General features: G+C 69.3%; 22 protein-coding genes and 1 pseudogene. 9 read left to right on the forward strand and 14 right to left on the reverse strand.

Going from position 1 to position 24,810, the window contains the following annotated elements; all coding sequences use genetic code 11:
- Positions 1-77 precede the first annotated feature (77 nt).
- A complete protein-coding gene (gene icmF / locus ID574_RS20615) occupies positions 78-3,263 on the forward strand; it encodes a fused isobutyryl-CoA mutase/GTPase IcmF (RefSeq protein ID WP_188190557.1) in 3,186 nt (1,061 codons plus the stop codon).
- A gap of 3 nt (positions 3,264-3,266) precedes the next feature.
- On the opposite strand, the gene ID574_RS20620 is transcribed toward icmF, so the two are convergent.
- Positions 3,267-3,572 (reverse strand): hypothetical protein, encoded by a 306-nt coding sequence (locus ID574_RS20620; protein ID WP_188190558.1) that lies wholly within the window; start codon positions 3,570-3,572, stop codon positions 3,267-3,269.
- A 148-nt stretch (positions 3,573-3,720) separates the two neighbouring features.
- Here ID574_RS20620 and tpx point away from each other — a divergent pair, with 148 nt between their 5' ends.
- On the forward strand, positions 3,721-4,221 hold the full coding sequence (gene tpx, locus ID574_RS20625) for a thiol peroxidase (protein ID WP_188190559.1): 501 nt from the start codon (positions 3,721-3,723) through the stop codon (positions 4,219-4,221).
- A 43-nt stretch (positions 4,222-4,264) separates the two neighbouring features.
- Here the strand turns inward: tpx and ID574_RS20630 are convergent, their stop codons facing one another.
- Genes ID574_RS20630 through ID574_RS20640 form a run of 3 tightly spaced genes read right to left on the reverse strand, consistent with a single transcriptional unit; the run spans position 4,265 to position 6,408 of the window.
- A complete protein-coding gene (locus ID574_RS20630) occupies positions 4,265-4,918 on the reverse strand; it encodes a DivIVA domain-containing protein (protein WP_188190560.1) in 654 nt (217 codons plus the stop codon).
- On the reverse strand, positions 4,915-6,036 hold the full coding sequence (locus tag ID574_RS20635; RefSeq protein WP_188190561.1) for a globin domain-containing protein: 1,122 nt from the start codon (positions 6,034-6,036) through the stop codon (positions 4,915-4,917). The genes ID574_RS20630 and ID574_RS20635 overlap by 4 nt, the downstream gene beginning before the upstream one ends.
- Positions 6,037-6,408, reverse strand: coding sequence for a group I truncated hemoglobin (locus ID574_RS20640; RefSeq protein WP_188190562.1), 372 nt, complete (start codon positions 6,406-6,408; stop codon positions 6,037-6,039).
- Positions 6,409-6,845: 437 nt separating this feature from the next.
- Here ID574_RS20640 and ID574_RS20645 point away from each other — a divergent pair, with 437 nt between their 5' ends.
- Positions 6,846-7,595 (forward strand): helical backbone metal receptor, encoded by a 750-nt coding sequence (locus tag ID574_RS20645; protein WP_188190563.1) that lies wholly within the window; start codon positions 6,846-6,848, stop codon positions 7,593-7,595.
- Positions 7,596-7,615: 20 nt separating this feature from the next.
- On the opposite strand, the gene ID574_RS20650 is transcribed toward ID574_RS20645, so the two are convergent.
- The 5 genes from ID574_RS20650 to ID574_RS20670 form a co-directional block, all read right to left on the reverse strand.
- Complete coding sequence (locus tag ID574_RS20650; RefSeq protein WP_188190564.1) at positions 7,616-8,776, reverse strand: ROK family transcriptional regulator; 1,161 nt, start codon at positions 8,774-8,776, stop codon at positions 7,616-7,618.
- Positions 8,777-8,779: 3 nt separating this feature from the next.
- The gene (locus ID574_RS20655) at positions 8,780-9,625 is read right to left on the reverse strand and encodes a carbohydrate ABC transporter permease (protein ID WP_223166906.1); all 846 of its coding nucleotides are present in this window, start codon (positions 9,623-9,625) and stop codon (positions 8,780-8,782) included.
- Entirely contained in the window at positions 9,612-10,526 is a 915-nt protein-coding gene (locus tag ID574_RS20660; protein ID WP_188190565.1) for a carbohydrate ABC transporter permease, read from the reverse strand. The genes ID574_RS20655 and ID574_RS20660 overlap by 14 nt, the downstream gene beginning before the upstream one ends.
- 364 nt (positions 10,527-10,890) lie before the next feature.
- Positions 10,891-12,264, reverse strand: a complete 1,374-nt coding sequence (locus tag ID574_RS20665) for an ABC transporter substrate-binding protein (RefSeq protein WP_188190566.1) — start codon at positions 12,262-12,264, stop codon at positions 10,891-10,893.
- Between the two features lie 32 nt (positions 12,265-12,296).
- Complete coding sequence (locus ID574_RS20670; RefSeq protein WP_188190567.1) at positions 12,297-13,184, reverse strand: sugar phosphate isomerase/epimerase family protein; 888 nt, start codon at positions 13,182-13,184, stop codon at positions 12,297-12,299.
- A gap of 113 nt (positions 13,185-13,297) precedes the next feature.
- On the opposite strand from ID574_RS20670, the gene ID574_RS20675 reads away from it, so the two are divergent.
- The 3 genes and pseudogenes from ID574_RS20675 to ID574_RS62845 all read left to right on the forward strand — a co-directional run.
- Positions 13,298-14,326: a zinc-dependent alcohol dehydrogenase gene (locus tag ID574_RS20675; RefSeq protein ID WP_188190568.1), complete on the forward strand. Its 1,029-nt coding sequence runs from the start codon at positions 13,298-13,300 to the stop codon at positions 14,324-14,326.
- A 5-nt stretch (positions 14,327-14,331) separates the two neighbouring features.
- On the forward strand, positions 14,332-15,117 hold the full coding sequence (locus tag ID574_RS20680; protein ID WP_188190569.1) for a sugar phosphate isomerase/epimerase family protein: 786 nt from the start codon (positions 14,332-14,334) through the stop codon (positions 15,115-15,117).
- Positions 15,114-16,292: pseudogene (locus ID574_RS62845) on the forward strand (MGH1-like glycoside hydrolase domain-containing protein); the annotation flags it as partial. The gene ID574_RS20680 and the pseudogene ID574_RS62845, both read left to right, overlap by 4 nt.
- A gap of 9 nt (positions 16,293-16,301) precedes the next feature.
- On the opposite strand, the gene ID574_RS20690 reads toward ID574_RS62845, so the two are convergent.
- Together ID574_RS20690 and ID574_RS20695 are read right to left on the reverse strand one after the other, a co-directional pair.
- Complete coding sequence (locus ID574_RS20690) at positions 16,302-17,405, reverse strand: zinc-dependent alcohol dehydrogenase (protein WP_188190570.1); 1,104 nt, start codon at positions 17,403-17,405, stop codon at positions 16,302-16,304.
- Positions 17,398-18,429, reverse strand: coding sequence for a Gfo/Idh/MocA family protein (locus ID574_RS20695; protein WP_188190571.1), 1,032 nt, complete (start codon positions 18,427-18,429; stop codon positions 17,398-17,400). The genes ID574_RS20690 and ID574_RS20695 overlap by 8 nt, the downstream gene beginning before the upstream one ends.
- An 18-nt stretch (positions 18,430-18,447) precedes the next feature.
- On the opposite strand from ID574_RS20695, the gene ID574_RS20700 reads away from it, so the two are divergent.
- Both ID574_RS20700 and ID574_RS20705 read left to right on the forward strand, forming a co-directional pair.
- A complete protein-coding gene (locus ID574_RS20700; RefSeq protein ID WP_188190572.1) occupies positions 18,448-19,422 on the forward strand; it encodes a glucosyl-3-phosphoglycerate synthase in 975 nt (324 codons plus the stop codon).
- Entirely contained in the window at positions 19,419-20,540 is a 1,122-nt protein-coding gene (locus ID574_RS20705; protein ID WP_188190573.1) for a glycosyltransferase, read from the forward strand. The genes ID574_RS20700 and ID574_RS20705 overlap by 4 nt, the downstream gene beginning before the upstream one ends.
- A gap of 128 nt (positions 20,541-20,668) precedes the next feature.
- Here the strand turns inward: ID574_RS20705 and ID574_RS20710 are convergent, their stop codons facing one another.
- Positions 20,669-21,463: a universal stress protein gene (locus ID574_RS20710; protein WP_223166907.1), complete on the reverse strand. Its 795-nt coding sequence runs from the start codon at positions 21,461-21,463 to the stop codon at positions 20,669-20,671.
- A gap of 219 nt (positions 21,464-21,682) precedes the next feature.
- Here ID574_RS20710 and ID574_RS20715 point away from each other — a divergent pair, with 219 nt between their 5' ends.
- The gene (locus ID574_RS20715; protein WP_223166908.1) at positions 21,683-22,426 is read left to right on the forward strand and encodes a phosphatase PAP2 family protein; all 744 of its coding nucleotides are present in this window, start codon (positions 21,683-21,685) and stop codon (positions 22,424-22,426) included.
- 73 nt (positions 22,427-22,499) lie between these two features.
- Here ID574_RS20715 and pip read toward each other — a convergent pair whose 3' ends face one another.
- Both pip and ID574_RS20725 read right to left on the reverse strand, forming a co-directional pair.
- Entirely contained in the window at positions 22,500-23,465 is a 966-nt protein-coding gene (gene pip, locus ID574_RS20720; RefSeq protein ID WP_188190574.1) for a prolyl aminopeptidase, read from the reverse strand.
- Between the two features lie 229 nt (positions 23,466-23,694).
- Positions 23,695-24,672 (reverse strand): hypothetical protein, encoded by a 978-nt coding sequence (locus ID574_RS20725; RefSeq protein WP_188190575.1) that lies wholly within the window; start codon positions 24,670-24,672, stop codon positions 23,695-23,697.
- Positions 24,673-24,810: the final 138 nt, after the last annotated feature.

Here is a 24,810-nt window from a genome sequence, read left to right on the forward strand (position 1 = left end):
CCCCGGAGGTCCTTGGGAAATAGTAGGACGTCCTAGTATCTTCGGAAGGGAGAGCCCTCACGAAGGAGTGATCAGGCGTGCATGTCCCGGTACACCCAGTCCGTTTCGTGACCGCAGCGGCCCTGTTCGACGGCCACGACGCGGCGATCAACATCATGCGGCGGATCCTCCAGTCCCAGGGGGCCGAGGTGATCCATCTGGGACACAACCGCTCCGTGGACGAGATCGTCACGGCCGCCATCCAGGAGGACGTCCAGGGCGTGGCGATCAGCTCGTACCAGGGCGGGCACGTCGAGTTCTTCACCTACCTCGTGGAGTTGCTGCGCGAGCGCGGAGCCGGGCACGTCAAGGTGTACGGCGGCGGCGGGGGCGTGATCGTCCCGGAGGAGATCGAGCTGCTGCACTCGCGTGGCGTCACGCGCATCTTCTCGCCGGAGGACGGCCAGCGCTACGGCCTGCCCGGCATGATCAACAAGCTGATCGAGGACTGCGACGTCGAGCTGGGCGACCCGCCCACGGCGGAGGCAGTGGTGTCCGGCGACCAGGCCGCGCTGGCCCGCGCGATCACGCTCATCGAGGGCGGGCGTGCCCCGGCCGCGCTGCTGGACGGGCTGAAGACGGACAGGCACGTCCCGGTGCTGGGCATCACGGGCACGGGCGGCTCGGGCAAGTCCTCGCTCACCGACGAGCTGGTACGCAGGTTCCGCGTCGACAACGACGACAAACTGCGCATCGCCGTCCTCGCCATCGACCCCACCCGCAGGCGCGGCGGCGGCGCCCTGCTGGGCGACCGCATCAGGATGAACAGCCTGGGCCCCCAGATCTACTTCCGCTCCCTGGCCACCAGGGGCGCCCCCAACGAGGTGCCCGGCTGCCTCGACGACGTGATCAGGGTCTGCCGGGCCGCCGGCCACGACCTGGTGATCGTGGAGACGCCGGGCATCGGCCAGGGCGACGCCGGGATCGTCCCCCACGTGGACGTGCCCATCTACGTGATGACGCCCGAGTTCGGCGCGGCCTCCCAGCTCGAGAAGATCGACATGCTCGACTTCGCCGAGGCCGTGGTGATCAACAAGTACGAGCGGCGCGGCGCGGAGGACGCCCTGCGCGACGTCCGCCGCCAGCTCGTACGCAACCGCGAGGCGTTCGGCGCCCGGCCGGAGGACATGCCGGTCTTCGGCACCATCGCCGCCCGCTACAACGACGCCGGCGTCACGGCCCTCTACCACCACCTCAAGGGCCTTCTGCTGGAGAACGCCGGGCCGGGGCTGCTGCCGGAGGTCACCGAGCGCACCTCGCAGGCGTCGGCCGCCATCGTGCCGCCCGCCAGGTCCCGCTACCTGGCCGAGATCGCCGAGACCGTCCGCGCGTACCACGCCGAGACCCTCGCCCAGGCCGAGGTGGCCCGCCGCCGCCAGCAGCTCGCCGCCGTCCAGGAGCTCATGGACGACGACCGGCTGAAGGAGCTGCACGCCGCCGCCGACCGCGAGCTCACCGACGAGAGCCGCACCCTGATCGACACCTGGCCCGCCGTCAAGGAGCGGTACACCGCCGACGAACTGGTGGTGAAGGTACGCGACCGGGAGATCCACACTCCGCTCTGGCGGGAGACGCTCTCCGGCAGCCGCGTGCCGCGCGTGGCCCTGCCCCGCTGCACTGACCACGGCGACCTCCTGCGCTTCCTCCGCAGCGAGAACCTCCCGGGAACGTTCCCGTTCACCGCCGGCGTGTTCCCGTTCAAGCGCGACGACGAGGACCCGACGAGGATGTTCGCGGGCGAGGGCGACCCGTTCCGCACCAACCGGCGCTTCAAGCTGCTGTCGGAGGGCCAGCCCGCGACCCGGCTGTCCACGGCGTTCGACTCCGTGACGCTGTACGGCCACGACCCCGACCCGCGTCCCGACATCTACGGAAAAGTCGGCACCTCGGGCGTCTCGATCGCGACCCTCGACGACATGAAGGTGCTGTACGACGGCTTCGACCTGACGGCGCCCAACACGTCGGTCTCCATGACGATCAACGGCCCCGCCCCGACAATCCTGGCCTTCTTCCTCAACACGGCCGTCGACCAGTCCCTCGACCGCTTCCGCGCCGAGCAGGGCCGCGAGCCGTCACCCGAGGAGGCGGCGGAGGTGCGCGCCCGCACGCTGGCCACCGTCAGGGGCACGGTCCAGGCCGACATCCTGAAGGAGGACCAGGGCCAGAACACCTGCATCTTCTCCACCGAGTTCAGTCTGCGGATGATGGCCGACATCCAGGAGTGGTTCATCAAGAACGGCGTGCGCAACTTCTACTCGGTCTCGATCTCCGGCTACCACATCGCCGAGGCCGGGGCCAACCCGATCAGCCAGCTCGCGTTCACGCTGGCCAACGGGTTCACGTACGTGGAGGCGTACCTGGCCAGGGGCATGAAGATCGACGACTTCGCGCCCAACCTGTCGTTCTTCTTCTCCAACGGCATGGACCCCGAGTACAGCGTGCTCGGGCGCGTGGCGCGCCGCATATGGGCGGTGGCGATGCGGGAGCGGTACGGCGCCGCCGAGCGCTCCCAGAAGCTCAAGTACCACATCCAGACCTCGGGCAGGTCCCTGCACGCCCAGGAGATGAACTTCAACGACATCCGCACCACCCTGCAGGCCCTGATCGCGATCTACGACAACTGCAACAGCCTGCACACCAACGCCTTCGACGAGGCCGTCACCACCCCGTCGGCCGACTCCGTCCGCCGCGCCATGGCGATCCAGCTCATCATCAACCGCGAATGGGGCCTGGCCAGGAACGAGAACCCGCTACAGGGGTCGTTCATCATCGAGGAGCTGACGGACCTGGTGGAGGAGGCGGTGCTGGCCGAGTTCGAGCGCCTGTCGGACCGGGGCGGCGTGCTGGGGGCGATGGAGACCGGCTACCAGCGCGGCAAGATCCAGGACGAGTCCATGCTGTACGAGATGCGCAAGCACGACGGCTCGCTGCCGATCATCGGCGTCAACACGTTCAGGAACGAGCATGCCGACGAGCCCCAGCCGCACAAGCTGGAGCTCGCCAGGGGCACCGAGGAGGAGAAGCGGTCGCAGCTCGACCGGCTGCGTGCCTTCCACGAGCGCCACCGGGCCGAGGCTCCCGTACAACTGGCCCGGCTGCGCGAGGTCGCCATGTCGGACGGCAACGCGTTCGAGGTGCTGATGGAGGCATCCCGCGTCTGCTCGCTCGGTCAGATCACCGACGCCCTGTTCGAGGCGGGCGGTCAGTACCGTCGCAACGTGTGAGGATCAGCAGGTCTTCGCGCCGTCGAAGCGCTTGCCTCGGGCGACCTTGCTGTAGATCGTCCCCCCGGGGCTGACGGTCGTGCAGGGACCGTCGCCGCCCCAGCCCCAGACGATCTTCATCCTCACCCGGTACTTGCAGCCGTTGTACGCGTAGCCAGTCTTGGTGATCTTCCCCGTGGTCTGCCAGACGCTGACGCAGCCGGGGATCTTGCCGAGCGTGGACGCCTGCGCCGGGGCGGCCAGGCCGAACGAGGCGGCCCCCGCCGCTCCCGCGATCGTCAGCACCGCCAGTGACCTGCGGATGGACATATCGTTCTCCCTCTCTCTCCCTCGATCGGTGGGGACAAGAGGACGGTAGGACCGGCCGGGTTGAGTATTTGTTGAGACCGCGTTGAGGCCGCTCGCGACCGCGCCGATAGGATCCCCAGCCGGGGACCATCGCTATCAGGAGGCTTTCATGTCCGATGTCACCTTCAAGGGCAACCCTGTCACCGTGAGCGGCACCTTCCCGAAGCCCGGCGACAGCGCACCCGCCTTCCGCCTGGTGGGCGGCGATCTGTCCGAGCGCACGCTGGACGACTTCGGGCAGGCCACCAAGGTGCTCAACATCTTCCCGAGCGTCGACACCGGCGTCTGCGCGGCCTCCGTGCGCCGCTTCAACCAGGTGGCCGCCGAGCACCCCGGCGTCGAGGTCCTCTGCGTCTCCGCGGACCTGCCGTTCGCGCAGAAGCGGTTCTGCGGCGCCGAGGGGCTCGACAACGTGACCATGCTGTCGCTCATGCGCGGCCGCGAGTTCCTGACCGACTACGGCGTGGCCCAGGAGTCGGGGCCGCTGGCCGGGCTGGCCGCGCGGGCGGTGGTCGTGCTCGACGGCGACAACAAGGTGATCTACTCCGAGCTGGTGCCCGAGATCACGCAGGAGCCCGACTACGAGGGCGCGCTCAACGCCCTCAAGTAACCCCTCGACGGGTCACCGTTCGTGGCACGGGCGGTGACCCCGTCTAGTCCTCGCCCGCCGAGGAGTGGGCGACGGTGTGCGCCGGGCTCGCGTCCGGCAGGCTGCCCAGCTTGTTGACCTCGTTCGCCAGCCCTTCCAGGACCGCACGCAACTGGACCTGCGTGACCTCCGCGAAGGTGCGCAGGTAGGCGATACGGCGCTCCAGTTCCTCGGCTTCGGCCGACTGGACCGCACCACTCGAGCGATAGACGGTGACCGCCCGGCTGGAGGCCTCCTCCGCCTGCTGCTGTGCCTCCTGAAGGATCTGCTCGTACTGCTGACGCGCTTGTGCCACCAGCCGGCGGGCGTAGTCCTCCGCCTGGGCTATCTGGGCGTCCGCCGTCTGCTGGGCGCGGGAGAGCAGGTTGACGGCGTCGACGTTGAGCCTGGCCTGTGTGACACCCGAGGTGGTGACCTCGGCGCCGTGGTTCTTGTACCAGTTCCTCAGCCGCTCGACCTCCGCGCGCAGGTCGGCCTTCTCCATGTCGCCGGCCGCCATGTCGTCGGCCATGCGGTACAGGAAGGCCCGCACCTCATCCTCGCTGTAGCCGCGGTGACCGAACTTGGTACGTGAGAACTCCTTGTTCCGTACCCGCTCCGGCGTAAGTCGCTGGCGGTCGTTCGATGGGCGATGTGCCCACGGCGTCTCTCCCGTCACTGCTCCCTGCCTCCAGCACTGGTGAACTCGTCGAAGCGGACCTGACCGGGCGGCACGCCGGCGTCCAGGAGCCGGGCGACCGAGCCCTGGACCATCTCTTCGGAGCCGCAGACGAAGACGTCCTGGCCGCGCCATGCCTTCAACGCGACGTCCACCGCATAGCCGTGCTCACCGCTGTAGAAGGCGTCGTTGGACACGACCGGCACCACGTTCAGCCATGGGTTCTCCGCGTCCAGCTTGGACAGCGCCTCGATGTCGTACAGTTCCCGGGACGTCCGGGCGCCCACGAACAGGTGGACGTTGCGGCGCGGCCCTTCGTAGGCCACCTGCTCCACGAGTGCCTTGAGGGGAGCGAGGCCCGTGCCGCCGGCGATCAGGAGGAGATCTCTGGGCTGGTTCGCGTCGAGCGTCAGCCGGTCGCCCACCGGCGCGCCCAGCTTCAGGATGTCGCCGCGTTGCGCGCCGTGCGCCAGAGCTGTGCTGACGATGCCTCCGTCGATCACGCGCACGTGCAGGTCGATGGTGTTGTCGCGACGCGGCGCGTTGGCGAACGAGTAGAAACGCCACACTTTCGGTCGCAGCGCCACCGAGACCGACGCGGACTGCCCCGCCCGGAAGGGGTAGGGGTAGTTCAGGCGGGCCCGGATCACGGCGATGCCGGGGGCGCGCACCTCGTGAAGGATGATCTCGCCCTCCCACCAGGGCGGCGACGTGGCCGACGCCTCGTCGGCCGCCTCGCTCATCACCTTCGCGACCAGGCCGTACGCCTGCGTCCAGTCGCGTGCCAGGGCGGGTGTCCAGCGATCGCCGAGGAAGTGCTCCAGGGTGGCGAGCAGCGCCTGCCCGACGGCGGGATAATGCTGCGCGACCACGGAGAACTTGCGGTGGTCGCGGCCGAGCTGCTGGAGGAACGGAACCAGGTCGTCCACCCGGTCGACGTTGCTGACGACGTGCCCCAGCGCGCTGACGAGCCGGTCCCGCTGCGCGGCCATGGACACCGGGAACAGGCCGCGGGTCTCCGGATACATCAGGAATAAGGCTGAGTAGAAGAACAGCGGCACCTGATCACCCGACTGGGCGACCAGGTGCCAACTGCCCTTCAAGGCGTCCGTGTCCACTTACCGGGCTGCCTCTGCGGACTGCTCCACGACGGCACCTCGCACCTGGCTCAGGACGGTGGCGACGTGCCGCACGACCTCCTCGTCGGCGCCGTGCTTCCGGAGCGCCGTGACGACCATGTCGCCGACCAGCTCATAGTGCTCCCCGGTGATGCCCATGCCCCGGTGCGCATCGGCGAGGTCCTGCCCTTCGTACACTTCCGGGCCGCCGAGGACGGAGCACAGCAGCATGACCATGTGCCGCTTCAGCCTCGGCAGGTCGACGCCCTCGAAATACGGCTTGAGGTCGGGATCGTCCAGTGCGACCGCGTAGAAGTCGTCGACCACTTCGCGGACCGTTGAGGCGCCGACTTTCTCGTAGTACGAAGCCATAGGGACTGCGAAACCTCCTAATCGAACACATTTTCATCAGTGTTTACAGCAAGCAAACTTCCTGGTCCTCTGCGTGATCCTCAGGACGCGGTGGAGGCCGGCGGCAGGGAGTCGGTGGCCTCGGGCGTCTCGTCTACCTGCGCTGACGCCTCATTCATGCTCATGGAGCGGATCCTGTGCAGGCCATATCCGTGCTGGCCCTTAACCCTTCAGGTTTTCCGAGTACGTGAACATGCCTCAGGAACACTAGGGGGAGATCAACTCACTCGCAACCGTTTCGCACCGACAATGCCGCCTTTTTCGGACAGTCATTCCGCCTTTCGGGGCTATTCCACGCGGAGCACCCGATACCTCCTGGAGCGGGCGTGGCATGATGCGGCGAGACGCCCGAAGGGAGGAAGCGCGGACGGGAGCCGAGAGGTTTCCGCGCGAAACTGATGGACGACATCGGCACACCCGTGGCGGTTCCGGAGACCGTACGGCGGATCGTGTCCCTGGTGCCGTCGCTGACCGAGTCGGTGGCGGTGACCCTGCCGGAGGCGCTGGTGGGAGCGACCGACTGGTGCTCGCATCCGGCCGGCCTCGACGTGGTCAGGGTCAGGGGCACCAAGAACCCCGACCTGGAGGCGATCAAGAAGCTCAGACCCGACGTCGTCCTGGCCAACTTCGAGGAGAACCGCCCCGCCGACCTCGAAGCCCTGCGCGAGGCCGGTCTCGCGGTCTGGGTCACGAAGATCCAGACACTGGAGGAGGCGTTCACGTCCCTGGACCGGATGTTCCGGTACGCCTGCCGCACCGATCGACCGGCCTGGCTGGAGGCGGCCGAGGCGGCCTGGAGGGCGCCCTCACCGCCTGTGCGGCGCACCGCGATCATCCCGATCTGGCGGCGGCCGTGGATGGTCGTCGGGCGTGACACCTTCACCGGTGACGTGCTCAGGCATCTCGGCGTCGACAACCTGTACGCCGGCCACGCCGAGCGCTACCCCAAGATCCCGCTCCCCGAGCTGCTGGAACGGCGCCCCGACCTCGTGGTCCTGCCCGACGAGCCCTACGCCTTCAGCGAGACGGACGGGCCCGAGTGCTTCCCCGGGCTCACGTGCGCGCTGGTCAGCGGCCGGCTGCTCACCTGGTACGGCCCCTCGCTGGTCGAGGCCCCCGCCGTCCTGCGGCGGGACCTCGGCGGCTGAGCGGCCCGCGTCCATCCGGTTCAGTTCACCGCGTTCTCCTGGGCCTGCGCCAATGCCGCGTCCACGGCGGCGGGGGAGAGCACGTGCTCCATGACGATGACCGCCATGCCCGTGATCCCCGCCCGGTCGCCCAGCGACGAGGTGACGATCTCCAGGTTCCTGGTCGTGTACGGCAGGCTGCGCCGGTAGACGAGCTCCCTGATCCCGGTCAGGTAGTGCTCCCTCGTCTCCGCCATGTCTCCGGCCAGGACCAGCACGCCCGGGTTGAGCAGGCTGACCGCGGTGGCCAGCACGATGCCCAGCGTGCGTCCGGCCTCCTGGACGCGGGCGATGGCGGTGGGGTCGCCGGCCTGGACGAGCCGGACCACGTCGCGGCTGGACTCCTGGCCCAGGTCGGTGGCGAGGGCGTGGCCGCTGGCCAGCGAGGCCACGCAGCCGCGGGAGCCGCAGGTGCAGACGCGGTCGTCGGTCTCGCGGATCCGCACATGCCCGATATTTCCGGCGGCCTCCTCGACGCCACGATAAATCTGCCCATCGAGGATGATGCCGGTCCCGATCCCGGTGGACACCTTGATGAGGATCAGCGAGTCGGTCTCCCGCCACGACGACCACCACTCGCCCAGCGCCATCGCGTTGGCGTCGTTCTCCACGAGGATCGGCACGTCGTACCACGCCCCGATGGCCTCGCCCACCGGATGGTCGTCCCAGCCCGGCATGAGGAACGACCTGATCACCCGCCCGCTGGTGTGGTCGACCGAGCCCGGCAGGTCCAGCCCGATGCCGCACACCTCGCTCGGAGGCCGCCCGAGCCGGTCCAGCATCCGCTGGAACGCCTGTCGCACCCACGACAGCACGGCCTCGGGCCCGCGGTCGATGCGCATCTCGGTGCGCTCCTCGGCCAGCGGCCGGGCGGCCAGGTCGGTCAGCGCCGCCCGGACGTGGGTGGCGCCCAGATCGGCGACCAGCATCAGGCGCTTGGTCGCGTCCACGTCGAGCACCGAGGGCGGTCGCCCGCCCCCGGAGGCTCCGACGCCGGACTCGTGGATGTATCCGGCGTCGATGAGCCGGTCGACCCGGTCGGTGATCGTCGACCGGGACAGGCCGGTGTACTCGATGAGTTCTTTGCGCGTCCGGCAGGTGCCATGGCGGATGAGCTGGAGGATCTGCCCTGCCGTCAGCATGGTCTATCCCTTCTCTGCCCCTGCCGTCAGCCCCTCCGTCAGCAGTCGCTCGCCGGCGAAGAAGATGATCACGATCGGCAGCGTGAGCACAACCGATCCTGCCATCAGGACCGTGGTCGGGATCTCGATGCTTCCCGCGAGCTGTGACAGCCCGAGGGAAACGGTCCAGCTCTCCCGCCTCTCGACGAGGAAGAGCAGGGCGAACAGGAACTCGTTCCACGCGATCATGAAGGCGTAGAGGCCGGTGGCCATCAGGGCGGGCTTGGAGAGCGGCAGCACCACCCGCCAGATGGTCGACAGTCTCGTGCACCCGTCGATCGCGGCCGCTTCCTCCACGCTCTGCGGCACGGTCTCGAAGTAGTTGCGGAGCATGTATACCGTGACAGGCACGGTTTGCGCGATATACACGAGGATCAATCCGATCAGCGACCCCCGCAGCCCGAGCATCGTGAAGAGCACGAACAGCGGGATGGCCAGCACGATCGCCGGGAACAGGTACACCGCGAGGAACAGGAAGTGGACCTGCCGCCGCCCGAAGAAGCGCAGCCGCGCCACCGCGTACGCGCCCGGGATCGAGATCAGCAGCGTGACCGCCACCGACGCGACCGCGATGATCGCGCTGTTCCTGATGAACGTCAGGAAGCCCTGCCGGGTCAGGACGTCGACGTAGGTGTCGAAGGTGAAGGCGCTCGGCCACAGAGAGCCGGGCTCCAGGATGAGCTCCTGGATGTCGCGCACCGACAACATCACCATGTAGAAGAACGGGAACGCGGTGACCAGGAAGAGGAGCGCGATCACCATCGGCTTCAGCACCAGGAGCAGCCGGCGCTCGATCCTATCTCTGCTCACGTTCACCCCCACTGAAGAAGCGCAGGTAGACGGCCAGGAACACGACGAGCACGACCGCCAGGACGATCGCCTGGGCGGCCGAGGCCCCGATGTCGTCGCGGGCGGTCAGGAAGTTGTAGACCCGCACGCTGACCACCTCGGTCCCGGCCCCGCCGCCGGTCAGCAGGTAGACGTCGTCGAACTTGGTGAACGTGAACACGAACCGCAGCACCGACAGCAACGCGATGATCCGCCACAGCTGCGGCATGATCACGTACCGGAAGCGCTGGGTGGGCGTGGCCCCGTCCACCACCGCGGCCTCGTCCAGCTCCGCGGGCAGCGCCTGCAGCCTGGCGAGGATGAACAGGAACGCGAACGGGAAATACCGCCACGCCTCGAACGCGATCACCGTGAGCAGCGCCACCGGCACCTGGATGCCCAGGAACTCGCCCCTGGCCTGGGTCAGGAACGCGATGGGCTCGTCCAGCCAGGTGTTGACGATGCCGTACTGGGGGTTGAGCATCGTCTCCCACAAGAACGCCACGGCCACGACCGGCGCCACGTACGGGATCAGGATCGAGGCCCTGATCACCGTCCGTCCGGGAAACCTGTCACGCAGCGCCAGCGCCGCCACCAGCCCGATCGCGATCGACAGCGCCGTCCCCGCCACGGTGTAGACGAGCGTGTTGATCAGCGACGTCCAGAAGCCCGGCTCGGAGATCACGTACGAGAAGTTCTCCAGCGTGTAGTTGCCGAAGACGCCCGTCCGCCTGATGTTGATCAGCCGCGCGTCCTGGAACGCCAGCATGATCGCCCACAGCAGCGGCACCACCACCACGACCAGCGTGATGATCAGCGTGGGCGAGATCAGGACGAGCCCGGCCCGCCCCTCCTGCTCGCGCAGGGTCCGCCCGCCGCTCATGGCCCCACTCCGCAAGACGCGTCACCCACGCGTGCCGCCGCACCGGTGGGTGCGGCTGCACCCGTACGTGCGGCTGAACCGGTGGGTGCGGCTGCCCCCGTGCGTGCCGCTTCGTCCCGGGGGCGGCCGCTATGGGCGTTCCCGTCCCGCGAGTGATCGCCGCCGTCGCCACCTCCCGGTCCCTGCCCCGAAAGGCGCCCCGCCGGAGTGCGTCGCCGCTCGCCGTCGCTCCCGCCGCTTCTCCCCGAGAGGAGGTCACGCCCTCGCGGCCGGTGGGAGCCGCGCTCTGGGGAGGGCGTGGGCTCCGGATCGGTGAGGGAAGGCGCGGGTCCAGTGGTGCGGCGAAGGTTTCCGGTGCGGCCGATCACTGCCGGATCCCGCGTTTGATCGTCTCCACGTCGGCCTTGGCCTGGGCGGCGGCGGCCTGCGGGGTGAGCGATCCGTCCACGATCGCGCTCAGCGCCTTGGGCACGGGAAGCTCGCCCATCGTGGCGCCGACCAGCTTGCCCTGCCCCTGCGGGATCCCCCAGCGGGCGAACGTGTCGGGGCTCTTGCGCAGCGCCTCCAGCACGTCGGCCGGGTAGACCTCGGACAGCGGCTTCTTGGTGTCCACGCCGGCGGGCAGCTTGTTCCACTGCTCGGCGAAGTTCGCGCGGGTGGGGAACTTGCCCTCGGGCGCCATCCCGATCCAGCGCTCGTAGCCCTCGTTCATCATGAACGCCACGAACTTGGCGGCCGGGTCCTTGGCCGCGTCACGGGTGATCACCCACGAGACGATCTCGCCGTACTGGGCGGGAGCGCTCCCGTCGGGCCCCTTCAGCGCCGTGACCACGCCGGTGTTCTTGGCCAGCCACTCGGGGTCCTCGCGGCACTGCGGGCAGCTCGGCAGCGCGTCCTTCCGCAGCCCCGCCATCTCGTCCAGGATGAACGACGACCAGATCATCATGGCCGCCTTGCCGGAGAAGTAGGTGGCCCTGGTGGTGTCGACGTCCTGCTTGCCCTTGACGGAGTGGTTCTTGGCGAGGTTCGCGTAGAACTCGAAGGCCCGCGCGCACTGCGGCGAGTCAAGGGTGACATTTCCGGAATTGTCGACCAGCTGGCACCCGTTCGCCTGCGCCACGTGCTCGAAGCTCTGCGCGGTGAACGAGTCTTTCGGCGCGATCGCCAGCGTGATGCCCGCGACCCCGCTCGTGTTGAGCTTCTCGGCGGCCGCCTGCAGGGCCTCGTACGTGTCCGGCGGCTGCAGCCCGGCCTTGTCGAACAGATCCTTGCGGTAGAGGATCAGCTGCGCCCAGCCGTCGCTGGGCACCGCGAGCAGTTTGCCCTCCGAGGTGTCGAGCTCCAGGGCGCGGGGGGAGAAGGAGCTCCTGCCCAGCTGGTCCACGACCTTGCCGGGGGTCTCGGTGTCGAGCAGCTCATTGGCCTCCATCTCGCGGACCTGCGCCAGCGGCAGCGCGCCGATGACGTCGGGGAGGTCATCGGCCGCGGCGGCGGCCGTCATGGTCTGGCTGAACTGGTCCTCGGCCACGCCGACCAACTCGACCTGGATCCCGGTCTTCTGGGTGAACTCGGCGACGATCTGCTTCTGCACGCTCATCCGGTCCGCGAGGTTCTCCTCGGTCCAGACCGTGATCTTGTTGGCCGAGCCCTGCTGCTCGCCACCGTCGTCGCCGCAGGCCGTCAGTGTGGCGGCCGCCAGCAGCGCGACGGAGAGGACGGCGGTTACCTTCTTCGGCATAGCACGCTCCTCTGATTGGGGATATGCCGCCCTTACCCCGGGATCAGATGGCGCAACGTGCGATAAGCGATACCGAGACCGGTCTGTACCCTGTCCGTGTTTCCACTCCACACGGGGTCCTCGTGCTCGACGGAGACCACCCCGTCGTAGCCGCCCTCGTACAGCGCGTCGATCACCCGCGTCCAGTCGATCCGGCCGAGGCCGGGCACGCGGAAGCGGTACCAGCCCTTCTCGCCGGTGACCGGGCCGTAGAAGCCGTAGCGGTCGAGCTGCCCGGGCAGGAACTCGGTGTCCTTGGCCTGGACGTGGGCGATGTCGCCGATGTAGGGACGCATCGCCGCGACCGGGTCGATCCCGAGCGCGACCAGGTGCGAGGGGTCGTAGTTGAGCTTGAGCCCGAGGCCGAACATCCACTCCCACAGCTCGGGGGAGTAGGCGAGATTGCCCGGATATCCGTCGGGATGCCAGCTCTTCATCACGCAGTTCTCGATGACGATCTCGACGTCGCGCTGCCTGGCGTACTCCACCAGCGGCCCGAAGACGTCGATGGCGCGTTCCAGGTTGTCGCGTACCGACCGGCCGGGGTCACGGCCCACGAACGTGCCGACCGTGGGGCAGCCGAGTGCGGCGGCGGCGTCGACGCAGCGCCGGACATGGGCGTTGACCTGCGGTCCGTGCTCCGGATGCAGGTTGTTCTCGTAGTACGCGATCGAGGAAAGGGTTAGTCCGGTTTTGGTGAAGATGCCCCGAATTCGATCATATTCGGAGTCTCCAAAACGATCTACCTTAATGTGACTTCGGCCATCCGAGGACGGCCAGCCGGCCACCTCCAGAGCCTCGAAGCCCTGGTGTACAGCCCAGTCCGCGATGTCGGTAAGGTCGCTTTCCACAAGACACGCGGTCAGAAAGCCCAATTTCATCAGCAGCCTCCTGCAGAAGTCGTAGACTTAAGAGTGTTACGTGCGCATCTATCGTGTGCAAACAAGCAATAAATCTTTGCCTTTTGTTTGATCATTAAGCGTAAGTGTGGGGAATGCGCGTCATCACCTTCGAGGAGCCGGGCCATGTCCGCGTGGGCCTGGAATCTCCCGCCGAGCTCGTGCCAGGCTCCGTCCGGGTTAGAACGATCTATTCCGGCGTCTCAGCAGGCACCGAGCTCACGGCCTACCGCGGAACCAACCCGTACCTCAATCGCAGGTGGGACACCGAGCGCCGGCTCTTCGTCGACGGTCACACCCATGCCTACCCACTGTCCGGCTGGGGATACCAGGAGGTCGGCGAGGTGGTGGAGGCGGCGCCCGACGTCGCCGATCCCCCCATCGGAAGCCTCGTGTGGGGCATCTGGGGCCACCGCGCCGAGGCCGTCGTCCCGGCGGAGAAGCTGGTCGGCCACGTGCTGCCGACCGGCGCCGACCCGCTGACCGGCGTCTTCGCCCGCGTGGGCGCCATCGCGCTCAATGCCGTCCACGCCGCCGACGTGCACCTGGGCGACCAGATCGCGGTCTTCGGCCAGGGCGTCATCGGGCTGCTCGCCACCCGCCTGGCGGTGCTCAGCGGCGCCCGCGTGGTCGCCGCCGACGCCATCCCCGACCGGCTCGAGCTCGCCAGGAAGTACGGCGCCGCCGAGACGTTCGACGTGGAAGACGGCTCGGTGGCCGAGTTCATGCGCAAGCGCGTCGACGGCGCCGACACCGTCATCGAGCTCAGCGGCAGCCACCTCGGACTGCACGAGGCCATCAGGACCGTCCGCAAGGGCGGCCGGGTCGTGGCCGCCGGCTTCTACCAGGGCGACGGCATCGGGCTGCGGCTGGGCGAGGAGTTCCACCACAACCAGGTCCAGCTCGTCTCCTCCCAGATCGGCGGCGTGGCCTCGTGGCTGGCGCACCGGTGGGACGTCGAGCGCCTGCAGCGCACGTTCATGGAGCTCGTGCACCGCGGCGAGGTCGAGGTCGACGAGCTCATCACCCACGTGGTCCCCGTCGAGCGGGCCGCGGAGGCCTTCGATCTGCTCGACAAAAATCCCTCCGAAGTGCTCCAGCTCGTCTTCCGATTCGAGGAGTAGCAACTGTGAAGCTCGCCGTACAGGAGCAGCTTCTGCCTGGCCGCACGCTGCAGGAGAAGTTCGCGTTCGCGGTCGACGCCGGGTTCGACGCCATCGAGCTGCGCGGAAAGGGGGACTTCCACTTCGCGGGGCGCCTGACCGAGCTCAAGCGGGCCCTGGCCGACGGCGTCGTCATGCCGACGGTCTGCGTGGACATGCCGCACTTCATCGGCGACTTCGACCCCGCCAAGCGCAAGGACGCCATCCAGCAGCTCAGGTCCCAGCTCACGGTGATCGGCGAGCTGGGCGGCATCGGCGTCATGACCCCGGCCTCGTGGGGGCAGTTCTCCCGGCGGCTGCCCCCGTTCGAGCCGCCCCGCAGCCCCGAGGAGGACCGCGAGGTGCTGGCCGAGGCGCTGGGCGTCCTGGGCGAGCACGCGCAGCGCAACGGCGTGCTGATCATGCTGGAGCCGCTCAACCGGTACGAGAACCACATGGTCAACACGCTGGCCGAGGCAATCTCCTACTGCGCCATGGACTCGATCAGGGTCGTCGGCGACACGTACCACATGAACATCGAGGAGGACGACCCCTGCCGCTCGCTGGCCGAGGCCGCCCCCTACCTCGCGCACATGCAGATCAGCGAGTCCAACAGGAACCAGCCGGGCACCGGCCACATCGACTGGGGCGCGGAGCTCGCCACACTCGACGCCCACGGCTACGACGGCTACCTCGCGCTCGAATGCCGCCTGCGCGGCGAGCCCGAGATCGTCCTTCCCCAGACAGCGGCCTTCATCAGGAAGTTCCTATGATCCTCCGCGACGCCGTCCGCGTCCTCGTGGCGAACTGGGACGGCAGTTACACGGTTCCCTCCCGCCGTCTCTATCCCCATCAGTGGAGCTGGGACTCTGCCTTCATCGCAATCGGCCATGCCCGCTGGGCGCCGAGAAGGGCCAGGTCGGAGCTGCTCAGCCTGTTCGGGGCGCAGTGGGCCGACGGCCGGGTGCCGCACATCGTGTTCAACCCGAAGGTGCCGGACGGCGCCTACTTCCCCGGCCCGGACTTCTGGCAGACCCGCGCGCCGTCCGGGACGGCCACCTCCGGCATCATCCAGCCGCCGGTCCACGCGCTGGCCGCGTGGAAGACGCACCTGGCCGAGCCCGACCCGGCCTTCCTGCGCCGGATCTACCCTCGGCTGGTGGCGCAGCAGGAGTTCCTGCGCGCGGCCCGGCGCTCGCCCGAGGGCCTGATCTCGATCGTGCACCCCTGGGAGTCGGGCATGGACAACAGCCCGGCCTGGGACCTGCCGCTCCAGGCCGTACAGGACCGGCCGGTCGGCTTCGTCCGCAGGGACCTCGACGCCGTCGCCGCCGACGAACGGCCGACCGACCGCGACTACGAGCGTTACGTGGCGCTCGCCCGGGACTACCGCGACTCCGGCTACCGCCGGCCTGGCGCGTTCCATGTCGAGGATCCCCTGTTCAACGCCGCGTACGGCGTGGCCGAGTCCACCCTCGCCAAGATCGCGGAGGTGTGCGGCCTCGACCCCGAGCCCCACGAGCGGGAGGCCGCCGCCGTCACCGCGGCCATGGTCGAGCACCTCTTCGACGGCGGCCTCTTCCAGCCGCGCGACCTGAACACCGGGCGGCTGATCCACTCGGCGAGCGCCGCCGGGCTCACGCCGCTCATGCTGCCCGGGCTGCCGGACGAGATCGCCGACGCGTTGATCGGGACCGCGCTGGACCGGTTCGCCCTGAAGGACGGCGTCCTGCCGAGCTTCTCGCCGTCCGCGCCCGAGTTCGACCCTGTCCGCTACTGGCGGGGCCCGAGCTGGGTCAACCTCAGCTGGCTGGTCTGGCAGGGGCTCAGGGACCGCCGTCCCGACCTGGCGGCGCCGCTCGCCGACGGGATGCTCAACGTGCTGATGCACTCCGGCTTCCGCGAGTACTTCGACCCGTTGACGTTCCGGGGGCACGGCTGCTGGGACTTCAGCTGGTCAGCCGCCCTCCTCCTCGACGTGGTTGCTGAACACGGCCTGAATGGTGTGTCGGCGCCGGGCGGCGAGATCGGCGAGGAACCCGGGGGCGTCGGTGAACGCGACGACGTCGGTGACCAGGTGGTCGCGTAGGGTCTCGCCGTGCTCCCTGAGCAGGGTGATCGTCTCGTACGACAGCCGCTCCCTGTCCCAGGCGTGGGACAGGCCGCGCGGCACCCTGCCGATCTGGGCACAGCGCACGGTCAGCCCGTTGTGGTGGAACTCCTCGCCGAGCCGCACCTCCTGGGCGCCGTCCGTGTAGAAGGCCAGGTCGATCAGCGTGCCCTGCGGCCGCAGCAGCCGCAGCCCGAGCGCCAGCGCCCTGGGCTGCCCGCGGCACTGGAACACCACGTCGGCACCGCGATCGTTGGGCGCGTGCCGCCAGCGGCGCTTCAGCTCCACCGCGGGATCGTCGCCGGCGGCCATGACCTCCATGCCGAGCGCCTCGGCGACGGTGAGCCTGGCCGGGGTCTCGTCCACCACGACGACCTCTGCCGCGCCGCCTGACCGGGCGAAGCAGGCGGTCAGCAGCCCGACCACGCCCGCGCCCACGACCACGACGCGGCGGCCGCGCACGCCGTCGCCCAGCTGCCGCACGGCGGAGCCGTGCAGGTCGTGGGCGGCGTGCAGCAGGCCGTTGGCGCAGATCGGCCCCATGTGGGCGACGTAGATGCCGAGCAGCGGGTCGAGGTCGTCGGGCAGCTCGACGAACCGGTCCTTCATCGGGTCGGCCACGTACGCCGTGCGGTGCCCGTAGCACATCGCGACCGGCGCGCCCTCGCGCACGGCCCGCGTACGCGTCTCCACCACCTGGCCGACCTGCATGTATCCGATGCCGCGCACGGGATACTCGACGGCCGGAGTGCCCTCGGTGAACAGCCCGAGCGCCTGGTCCCACGTCGAGGTCAGGTAGGGGTTGGTGCCCTTGACGTAGGTCAGCTCCGTCCCGGCCGAGACCCCGCTGTACGTGGTCGCCACCAGGAAACCGCCCTCCGGCACGTCCGGCAGCTTCTCCTCGACCAGCGCCACCCGCCCGGGCGCCTCGATGCTGAGAGTCTTAATCATCGAGCATCACCGGCCTCCGTTCCGCGGCGGAGTGTGCGAGCGCCAGCGCCAGGCGGTGGGTCCGCAGGGCCTCGCGGTACGGCACGCGCACGTCCGCGTCCTTCCCCTGGACGGCGTCGATGAACTCCCTGTCCACCCTCGTCTTGGCGAGACCGTCGTCCTCGATCACGTGCGCGCCGTCGACCAGCAGCCGCGTCTCGCTCAGCTCCAGCGCGATGCCGTCGGCGCAGACCTCCAGCCCCACCCGGTGCTTGTGGGTGAGCAGGCACGAGGTGGCCAGGAGCCCGGCCGCGCCGCCGGCGAAGCGCATCACCGCCGCCGTGGCCCGGTCCACCTCGCCGTCCACCGTGTTCTCCTCGGGCACGGCGTGCACCATGGCCACCTCGCCCACCAGGACCCGGGCCAGGTCCAGCACGTGGACGGCCTGTTCGAGGATCTGGCCGCCGGACATGCTGCGGTTGAGCCACCAGCCGACCGGGGGGACCTTGTCGAGCCAGTGGCCGAGCGCGAGGCGTACCGGGCGGCCGTCCAGCAGGCTCTGGGCGCGCTCGACGATGCCGAGGTAGCGCCAGTGGTGGCCGACCGCGGACGGCAGGGACCTCCGCTCGACCTCGGCAGCGATCTTTTCCGCTGTTTGGAGGTCCAGTGACAGCGGCTTTTCCACAAATATAGGGAGATCGCATGATAGGGCGTCATGTTCCGGGCTGCCGTGCGCGAAAGGCGGCACGCAAACGTAGACTGCATCCAGGTTGCCGGCACTGAGCAGGTCGGCATGGCTGCCATAGGCGGGGCAGCCGTGCTTCGAGGCCAGAGACTCGGCCCTGTGGCGGTCTGTGTCGGCGATTCCAGCGATCGTGACATCGGGAAAGCCGGACAGGACGTCTGCGTGGCGAGCGGCGACATTTCCGGCACCTACGATGCCGATACGGGTCGTTGGGGACACAACACGGCATATGCCACGTCTGGGCGTGGGCAAACAAATAGGTTCAAACGCATATATCTCGGGCAGAAGTCGTGACCGCATGAGATCGGGGCTGACTGCATGGAGACAGATCTGCGAGCCTTGGCCAGAGTCCGGGAGTGGTACGGCCAGCACTCGAGCACAGCTGCCGAGTGGCCGGTCGAGGCTTTAATGCTGGCCAAGGGACCCACCACGGTGAGCGTTGTCCTGCCCGCGCGCGACGAGGAAAGCACGGTGGGCGACATCGTTACCATCATCCGCCGCGACCTCGTCGAGCGCACACCGCTCGTCGACGAGATCCTCGTCGTGGACTCCAACTCCACCGACAACACCGCCGAACGGGCCCGGGAGGCCGGTGCCCGCGTGGTGGCACAGGACGAGGTTCTCTCCCACCTGCCCGCCCTCACGGGCAAGGGGGAGGCACTGTGGAAAGGATTGGCCGCCTCCGGCGGCGACATCGTCGTGTTCGTGGACGCCGACCTGCGTAGTTTCGGCGCCCATTACGTGTCCGGCCTGCTGGGACCCCTCCTGGCGGACTCCGGCACCCACTTCGTCAAGGCCACGTACGAGCGGCCGTACGTCGGCGCGGACGGCGCCGTCCAGCGGGGCGGCGGCGGGCGTGTCACCGAGCTGGTGGCCAGGCCGTTGATCAATATGTTCTGGCCGGAACTCGCCGGATTCGCCCAGCCGCTCGGCGGCGAATACGCCGCCCGGCGCTCGGTGCTCGAACAGGTTCCGTTCGTCACCGAATACGGCGTGGAATTCGGCCTCCTGGTCGACCTCCTCCAGCACATCGGGCTGGACGCGATGGCGCAGGTCGATCTCGGCCACCGTACGCACACCCACCAGTCGATGAGCGCGCTCGGCCGGATGGCCGGCCAGATCATGCTCACCGCCTGGTCCCGTCTGGAACGCCAGGGCCGCGTGATGGCGTCGGTTTCCCCCGCGCACACGTTGCTCCAGTTCGGCCTCGACGGCCAGGCGGACCTGGTCGACGTGGCTGTGGCCGAGCGACCTCCGCTCGCCTCTCTTTTGCTGGAGGAGGATGTGGCATGAAAGTCCTGGTGAACGCGGGGCCGTGGCTCACGGTTCCGCCTCCCGGCTACGGCGGTATCGAGAACGTGGTGGCCACGCTGGTGCCCGCCCTGCGCGAACGCGGCGTCCATGTGGTCCTGGCCTCCGTCGGGGCGAGCACGCTCGAGGTGGACGAGCTGATCAGCGTGTACGCCGAGGGCCAGTTCACGGAGCTGCAGAAGCCGTACAACCAGGTCATGGGCATCGCGCACGCGCACCAGGCGCGAGTGGTCGCCGAGTTGCGCGCCCGTGACGACATCGACCTCGTCCACGACCACCTGGAGGTGGTCGGGCCCGCGGTGCTGTCCGCGCTCGGCGGGCCGCCCGTCCTCCACACCCTCCACTGGGACCTGCACAAACATCCGGACTTCTACGGCGCGTTCCCGTCGTCGATCGCCGTCAACGGCGTCTCGGAGTCGCAGCTCGCCCGCGCCCCCGAGGCCCTGCGCGCGGCCTCGCTCGGCGCGATCCACCTGGCCACCCCGCTCGCCGGCCGCGACGTACGGGTCGAGCGGGGCGAGCATTTCGTGGTCATGGGGCGGATCTGCCAGCTCAAGGGCCAGCACGTGGCGGCCAGGCTGTGCCAGAAGCTCGGCCTGCCGCTGGTGCTCGCCGGGCCCGTCAGCGGGCGCGACACCCCTGGCGAGCTGGACGTCGTGGCCCAGAACCCGTACCACCCCCTGCACGGCCACCCCGACGTCCGCTACCACCTCGACCAGGTCTCCCGCTATCTGGACGGCGAGCTGGTCCGGTGGGTCGGCGCGGTGGGCGGCTCGGCCAGGGACCGGCTGTACGCCTCCGCCCGCGCCGCGCTCTTCCCCATCCAGTGGGACGAGCCCGGCGGCACGGCCGTCGTCGAGGCGCTGGCACTCGGGGTGCCGCCGGTGGGGCTGCGGCGCGGCTGCCTACCGGAGATCATCGAGCACGGCCGCACGGGCTTCCTGGCCGACAGTGAGGAGGAGCTGGCCGAGTGGGTGCTGCGGGTGGACGAGATCGACCCCGAGGAGTGCCGCGCGGAGGCCCGCCGCCGCTTCTCACCGCCGGTGATGGCCGACCGCTACCTGGAGCTGTACGAAACGGTGGCCGCTCGCGGGCGCTGAGCGCGGCCTTAAGGGACCCGGGGCCGCTCGGGCCGCTGAGCAGCCAGCAGCCTCACGAGCCGCCTCGGGCGCTGAACAGCGTCAGGAGTCTCAGGAAGGAAGAAGCCCGGAGGCCGCAGAGGGACGGCTCAGGAGAAGCCTCGGGGCAGCACGGTGACGGGGCAGGGGGAGGCCCGCAACATCTTCATGGACAGCTCGCCCAGGAACACCCGGTGGGGCTGGGCGTCCTCGCTGGCCGCGCAGACCAGCAGCTCGCCGGGCAGCCACTCGACGTCCGCCATCGCGGCGGCCACGTCGTGGCCACCGGCCACCTCCGCCTCCGCCTCGATCCCCGTGCCCTCCCAGGCCAGTCGCACCGCCAGCGCGAGATCGTCCCTGAGCTTGCCGGGGTCCTCGGTACGCAGATCGAACGTGATCAGCCGGAGCGGCACGCCGAACCGCAGCGCCGCCTGCGCCACCCGCTCGACCGCCGCGTCGCACTGCGGCCGGTGCACGTAGGCGAGCGTGAGGCGGGCGGGGCCGCCGACCGGGGTGTAGCCGGCGGGCGTCACCATGACCGCCTCCGACGAGAGGTGGAGCAGGTGGTTGGAGGTGGCGCCGATCGCGATGCGGCCGTGCCGCCCGCCGTCCGCCGACCCGACCACGATCAAATCGGCCCTGATCCTGCTGGCCAGCACCGAGAGGCCGCGACCGGTGCCCCGGCTCTCGTACGAGATGTACTCGGCCGGCATCGGCTCCAGCTTCTCGGCCGCGTGCGCCAGGTTGGCCTGCGCCTCCACCGCCAGCCCCGGACTGCCCGGCGGGTAGATCGTCGCCACCGTCAACTCGCCGCCGGTGACCTGCGTGATCGTGGAGGCGAGGGCCAGAGCGTCCTGCCCGCCCGGGTCGCTGGTGTAGCCGACGATCACGTGCTCTCCGATCACGACTGCCCTCCTACCCGGTCTGAGCTGCGAATACGCCGTGTTGATCCGAACGTTGTAAACCTCAGGCCCGGTAAAGCAGCGAAGATCACCCTTGACGTCCTGGGGATCATACCGGCCATACGACTGAGCTCTGATCGAACTTTCCACCACATGGTCGAGGAATCTGATGACCATGGTTCGTAAGATCATGTCCATTGCCCGTTCACGGATTGGACATGTGTGTACCGCGACATCGTCGACCTCGCCCTCACCACGCCCGGCTGGCTCCACACGCTCGCCGAAGTGGGCACGGACGCCGGGATGTTCGTGTTCGTGGCGCTGTTCGCGGTCGCGGCGCTGCGGGCGTGGCGAGCGCCGGCACGCGACCTGGCGCTGGTGATGGCCGGGTCGGCCGGCGTGGTGTTCGCATACATCGTGAGCGAGGTCGTCAAGATTTTCGTCAGGGAGGACCGGCCGTGCCGCGGCGGGATCGCGACGATCGCCGAGTGCCCGCCGCCGGCCGACTGGTCCTTCCCCAGCAACCACTCCGTGGTCGCGGCCGGCGCGGCGGCCACGCTGGTGCTGGCCTGGCGGGCCGTGGCTTGGGTGGTGTTCCCGCTGGCGGCGGTCATGGCGTTCTCGCGGGTGTTCGTGGGCGTGCACTATCCGCACGACGTGGCCGCGGGCCTCCTGCTCGGGCTGACGCTGGCGCCGCTGTTCGCCCTGCTGGTCGTGGGCGCCGTCACCCCTGTCGTACGCCTCGCGCGCGCTCGCCTGGCCCGGTTTTCCGCACGTACCGCCTCGTCGCGTGCCGGCCGTCATGGAGCCGCCGACACGCTGGCCGACCGGCACCGCCTCTCACCGCCCCTCGCCCTCTCCAAGAAGATCTCCACCGGTGTACGGCTCCCCCAAGGAGAGCCTCCGTCGACGGGGGCGGATGCGGAGGGCACCCGTGGCGAGGCACGGAAACGCGCAGCACGCTGAGGTCCCTACACCTCAGCCCCACTCAGCGTTTGTTTGGCCGGGCGGGGCTGGCGTGCTGGGGCGGATGTCCTCGCTACGCTGCGGATCCACCCCAGCGGTCCGTCGCTTCGATCAGCCGGTCGAGGATGCCGGGCTCGGAGTAGGCGTGCCCGGCGTCCGGCACCACGTGGAACTCGGCCTCCGGCCACGCCTTGTGCAGGTCCCACGCGGTGGCCATCGGCGTGCAGGTGTCGTACCGCCCCTGCACGATCAGCGCCGGGATGTGCCGGATTTTGCCGACGCCCCTGATGAGCTGATCGGGCTCGAACCAGCCGCCGTGATGGAAGTAGTGGTTCTCGATGCGGGCGAAGCAGACGGCCATCTTGTCCTCGCCGAACTCGGCGACCAGTTCGGGATCGGGCAGCAACGTGACCGTGCCTCCCTCCCACTGCGACCAGGCCTTGGCCGCCGCCAGCCTCGCGTCGTCATCGTCCCCTTCGAGCCGCCGCCGGAAGGCTGCCATCAGATCGCCCCGCTCCTCCTCCGGGATCGGAGCCACGTACCGCTCCCACAGGTCCGGGAACAGGTAGCAGGCGCCCTCCTGGTAGAACCAGCGCAGCTCCTGGGGCCGCAACGTGAAGATCCCGCGCAGCACCAGCTCGGTCGTCCGGTCGGGGTGCGTCTGCGCGTACGCCAGGGCCAGCGCGCTGCCCCACGACCCGCCGAACACCTGCCACCTGTCGATGCCGAGGTGCTCCCGCAGCCGCTCCATGTCCGCCACCAGGTGCCAGGTGGTGTTGGCACTCAGGTCGGTGGCCGGGTCGCTGGCATGCGGCAGGCTCCGCCCGCAGTTGCGCTGGTCGAACAGGACGATCCGGTAGAGATCGGGGTTCCACTGACGGCGGTGCTTGGCGGTGCACCCGCCGCCCGGCCCGCCGTGCAACATGACGGCCGGCTTCCCGTCGGGGTTGCCGCAGACCTCCCAGTAGATCCGGTTGCCGTCACCGACGTCGAGGAGGCCGGAGTCGTAGGGCTCGATGGGCGGGTACAGGCTTCTCATGGCTCCGATCCTGCCGCATGCGCACCGGCGATCGGATCCCGAGCATCGGTGACGCGCCGATGATCACAGCGCAGTGCTCGGCATCGCACCAGGCACCGACCTTGCGGCCCTCGCCGGCCACCCGACCCTGCGCGGCGTTTCCGTCGATGCCTGGCACGAATCTGCGCACCATGGATCTCCTCCAGCAAGTGGATCAAGACCTTCCATCAGGTCGGCGGGGTTGATCTGGCTAGGCCGCGAGGAGCCGGGCCGGATCGGGGGTGAGGCCGTCGATCGAGGTCAGGGCGGCGTGGTGGGTGGTCGCGTGGGTGGCGCAGAGCCAGTCGTTCAGTGAGCCGGTGAAGCCGGAGGGTGGGCCGACCTTCAGGCAGGTCACCTGGCCTGTGCCCGGGGCGGGGCCGGCCTTCAAGCGGCGGATGCTGCCGGTGCGGCCCAGCTCGCCCGCCTCCGCGTCGTACGGGGTCAGCTGGACGCCGAACGGGTGGCCTCCGCCCTCTGTCGGCTGGATGTGGAGGAAGTCGTCTATCTGCCGTTTGCCGGCGTCGGGGTGGGTGGCGACGTAGGCCAGGTGATCCGTGAGCAGGCGGTGGGCCACCGTGCGCAGGAGGTTGGTCGCGCACAGGTTGTGGGCGCAGGCGGCGCCGTCGAGGGTGATCTCCGGCAGGGCGAAGCGGCGCAGGCCGCGCGAGGTGACGCGCAGGCAGTCGCACACGGCCGTGTCGGCAGGATCCCACGGCGGGCAGGTGGCGTCGTCGTGGACCTGGACGTCCCAGCCCAGCCAGTCGTCCGCCAGGCTGAAGTCCGGCGGCTCGCCCGCGCATCTGCCGCAGGTCAGGATGGTGGAGCCGGTCAGGGGATCGATCAGGACTCCGTCGCATTCCCGGGCCAGCGCCCGGGCGACCGCCCGCGCCGCCTGCACATTGACGGGAAGCGTGTGCGGGGGCGCCGTGGCACAGACCACGATGTGCTGCTTCGTGCGGCGGAGGCGGCGCCTGTCGTCGTCCGTGAGCACGGCTCCGACCGGCTTCCACGGGGTCGCGTGGTGGGTCACGGTGAGGGACCGGCTGCCGATCGCGCTGATCGCGGCCTTCTTGTAGGGGCCTGCGACCCGCCACGGCACGAATGATCCGAGGTCGAACGGCAGGTGCTCCATGGCGATGACGAACAGGGATGTCAGCGTGCGAGGCAACGGGAGGGTGATCTTCATGAGTGTCCTCCGTGATCGTGATTCGGACCCCGTCGGGGTGGTGAGGCAACTCAGGATCGAAGATGGGGTGCGGGTCGGGTGGCGTCGAACCGGATTCTGGGGACAACGTTCACAGGACCGCCCCGCCCTGTGGACAAC

The organism is Nonomuraea sp. SYSU D8015, assembly GCF_008065375.1.
Classification (GTDB): Bacteria; Actinomycetota; Actinomycetes; order Streptosporangiales; family Streptosporangiaceae; genus Nonomuraea.